Genomic DNA, 3,483 nt, shown 5'->3' on the forward strand with positions numbered 1-3,483 from the left:
CCTCACACGCCCCCTATCACGCCCCCCGCTTACCGGAGCCAGACGTTCCGTTAACGTCAATTCGCGACGAACGGTGACGGAGTGCGTGCGTTATGTGATGTGCTGGTAGCCAGTAGCTGACAAGTGGCGCATCACAGTTGTCTCGGGGGCTAGAGGGAGGGAAGCGGCATGGGGGACGAGTTCAACCGGCGCTGGGAATCGGGCGCCCTCGCGCATGCCGTGTCCGATCCCTTCGGCCAGGGCCCACTGCCCTGGCTGCGCGGAAGCGAGCACTACTTCGGCGACAGCGGCCAGGTCATCCCCTGGTACGCCGAGCCCACGGAGGGCGCGGACCACCGCGACCCCGTCACCGGCGCCCGGCTCCCGCAGCGCCGCTCCGCCTCCACCGGCGGCCCCCGCACCGCGGACGACGTACGCCAGCAGATCAAGGGCTTCGCGTCTCCCGGCGCCGCCGCCCCCGGCGAGGCGATCGACTTCCACATCACCGTCGACCCGCCCCAGCAGTTCTCCGTCGACATCTACCGGATCGGCCACTACGGCGGCGACGGCGCTGCGAAGATCACCACCAGCCCCCGCCTCGCCGGCATCGTCCAGCCGGCCCCGCTCACCGCCGACCGCACCGTCTCCTGCCACCACTGGTGGCTGTCCTGGCGCCTCCAGATCCCCGACTTCTGGAACATCGGGGCGTACGTCGCCGTGCTCACCACCGCCGACGGCTACCGCTCCCACATCCCCTTCACCGTCCGCGACAGCCATCCGGCCGACCTGCTGCTCCTGCTGCCGGACATCACCTGGCAGGCGTACAACCTCTACCCGGAGGACGGCCGCACCGGCGCCAGCCTCTACCACGCGTGGGACAGAATGGGCCGCCTGCTCGGCGAGGAGGAGGCGGCCACCACAGTCTCCTTCGACCGCCCGTACGCCGGCGCCGGGCTTCCCCTCCACGTGGGCCACGCGTACGACTTCATCCGCTGGGCCGAGCGCTACGGCTACGACCTCGCCTACGCGGACGCCCGCGACCTGCACGCGGGCCGCGTCGACCCCACCCGCTACCGGGGCCTGGTGTTCCCCGGCCACGACGAGTACTGGTCCGTCCCCATGCGCCGCACGACCGAGCTGGCGCGCGAGTCGGGCACGTCCCTCGTGTTCCTCTCCGCCAACACGATGTACTGGCAGGTGGAGCTGGCCCCGTCCGCCTCCGGTACGGCCGACCGCCTCCTCACCTGCCGAAAACGCCGGGCCCCCGGCAAGCCCGCCCTCTGGCGCGAGATCGACCGCCCGGAGCAGCAGCTGCTGGGCATCCAGTACGCGGGCAGGGTCCCGGAGCCGAGCCCCCTGGTCGTACGGAACGCGGACCACTGGCTCTGGGACTCGACCGGCGCCCACGAGAACGACGAGATCGAGGGCCTGGTGGCCGGCGAGGCCGACCGGTACTTCCCCCGTACGGCGCTCCCCGAGCACCAGGGCCGCATCCTGCTCGCCCATTCCCCCTACCGGGACGGCGAAGGCGCGCTGCGCCACCAGGAGACGTCCCTCTACCGGGCCCCCAGCGGCGCCCTGGTCTTCGCCTCCGGCACCTTCGCCTGGTCTCCGGCCCTGGACCGCCCCGGTCACGTGGACCCCCGCATCCAGCGCGCGACGGCGAACCTCCTGGACCGCATCTGCAAACGCGACTGACCCGCACACCCCGCCCCAGCACCCACGCCCTGCATACGGGAGAATCGGAAGCGCTCCTGGATCAACCTACGCGGAGGAACCGTGTCCGGATTCGTAGAAAAGCCCGAGCCGCTCCAGCTCCCGGGCCTGACCCACCTCCACACGGGCAAGGTGCGTGACCTCTACCAGAACGAGGCCGGCGACCTCGTGATGGTCGCCAGCGACCGCATCTCCGCGTACGACTGGGTGCTGCCCACCGAGATCCCCGACAAGGGCCGGGTCCTGACCCAGCTGTCGCTCTGGTGGTTCGACCAGCTCGCGGACCTCGCCCCGAACCATGTGATCTCGACCGAGCTCCCCGCCGGAGCCCCGGCCGACTGGGCCGGCCGTACCCTCGTCTGCAAGTCCCTGAGGATGGTCCCGGTCGAGTGCGTGGCGCGCGGCTACCTCACCGGGTCGGGCCTCGTCGAGTACAACGCGTCCCGCACGGTCTGCGGTCTGGCTCTCCCCGAGGGCCTGTCGGACGGTTCGGAGCTTCCGGCCCCGATCTTCACGCCCGCCACCAAGGCCGCCGTGGGCGACCACGACGAGAACGTCAGCTACGAGGAAGTGGCGCGCCAGGTCGGCGCCGAGACGGCCGCCCAGCTGCGCCAGATGACCCTCGCCGTCTACAACCGGGCCCGTGACATCGCCCGCGACCGGGGCATCGTCCTGGCCGACACGAAGTTCGAGTTCGGCTTCGACGGCGACGAGCTGATCCTCGCCGACGAGGTCCTGACCCCGGACTCGTCCCGCTTCTGGCCCGCCGCCACCTGGGAGCCGGGCCGCGCCCAGCCGTCGTACGACAAGCAGTACGTCCGCGACTGGCTGACCTCGCCGGCCTCCGGCTGGGACCGCAAGGCCGAGCTGCCGCCGCCCGCCCTCCCGCAGGAGATCGTCGACGCGACCCGGGCGAAGTACCTGGAGGCGTACGAGCTGCTCACCGGCACGAGCTGGACCTAGAACACGCGGAAGGCCCCGGTCGTGACGACCGGGGCCTTCTTCACTGAGCGGACGACCAGGTTCGAACTGGCGACCTCAACCTTGGCAAGGTTGCGCTCTACCAACTGAGCTACGTCCGCATGCACTGTGTTGCCGTGTGCGATGCCCACTATACCCAACCTCGCTCGCGTGCGAGCCGCACCGCCGCATGACGATTCTCGGCGCCCAGTTTCGAGGCGGCCGAGGACAGGTAGTTGCGCACCGTTCCCGGCGACAGGGCGGCCCGCTCGGCGATCTCCATGACCGGCGCCCCGTCCGCCGCCAGTTCCAGCACCTCCGCCTCGCGGGCGGTCAGCGGCGAGTCCCCGGCGGAGATCGCGTCGGCCGCCAACTCCGGGTCCACGTACCGGTTTCCGTCCCGTACGCTCCGGATCAGCTCGGCCAGCCGCTGCGCGCTGACGGTCTTCGGCACGAACGCCCGCACCCCCGCCGCCAGCGCCCGCTTCAGGTGTCCGGGCCGCCCGTGGCTGGTCACGATCATGCAGCGGCAGTCGGGCAGCTCCTCGCGCAGGGCTGTGGCCACACTCACACCGTCGACGCCCGGCATCTGGAGATCCAGCACGGCGACATCAGGCCGGTGGGCCCGTGCCATCGCCAGCGCCTCGGGACCCGTGGCCGCTTCGGCGACGACGACGAGGTCGTCCTCCAGCCCGAGCAGCGCCGCCAGCGCGCCCCTGATCAGATGTTCGTCGTCGGCGAGCAGCACCCGCACCGGTCGTACGGCGGAATCACTCACCCCAGCACCTCCCGCACCAGCGGCACCTCGGCCGTCAGCCGGAACCGCCC

General features: G+C 71.2%; 3 protein-coding genes and 1 tRNA gene. 2 read left to right on the forward strand and 2 right to left on the reverse strand.

The window, feature by feature from the left end; all coding sequences use genetic code 11:
- Positions 1–168 precede the first annotated feature (168 nt).
- Together E2E34_RS32605 and E2E34_RS32610 are read left to right on the forward strand one after the other, a co-directional pair.
- Positions 169–1,677 (forward strand): N,N-dimethylformamidase beta subunit family domain-containing protein, encoded by a 1,509-nt coding sequence (locus tag E2E34_RS32605; protein WP_138905446.1) that lies wholly within the window; start codon positions 169–171, stop codon positions 1,675–1,677.
- A gap of 81 nt (positions 1,678–1,758) precedes the next feature.
- On the forward strand, positions 1,759–2,658 hold the full coding sequence (locus E2E34_RS32610) for a phosphoribosylaminoimidazolesuccinocarboxamide synthase (protein WP_138905447.1): 900 nt from the start codon (positions 1,759–1,761) through the stop codon (positions 2,656–2,658).
- A 46-nt stretch (positions 2,659–2,704) separates the two neighbouring features.
- On the opposite strand, the gene E2E34_RS32615 is transcribed toward E2E34_RS32610, so the two are convergent.
- Together E2E34_RS32615 and E2E34_RS32620 are read right to left on the reverse strand one after the other, a co-directional pair.
- A tRNA-Gly gene (locus tag E2E34_RS32615) sits at positions 2,705–2,777 on the reverse strand.
- A gap of 29 nt (positions 2,778–2,806) precedes the next feature.
- Positions 2,807–3,433: a response regulator transcription factor gene (locus E2E34_RS32620; protein ID WP_138905448.1), complete on the reverse strand. Its 627-nt coding sequence runs from the start codon at positions 3,431–3,433 to the stop codon at positions 2,807–2,809.
- Positions 3,434–3,483: the final 50 nt, after the last annotated feature.

The organism is Streptomyces albidochromogenes (assembly GCF_005981925.1).
GTDB lineage: Bacteria > Actinomycetota > Actinomycetes > Streptomycetales > Streptomycetaceae > Streptomyces > Streptomyces albidochromogenes.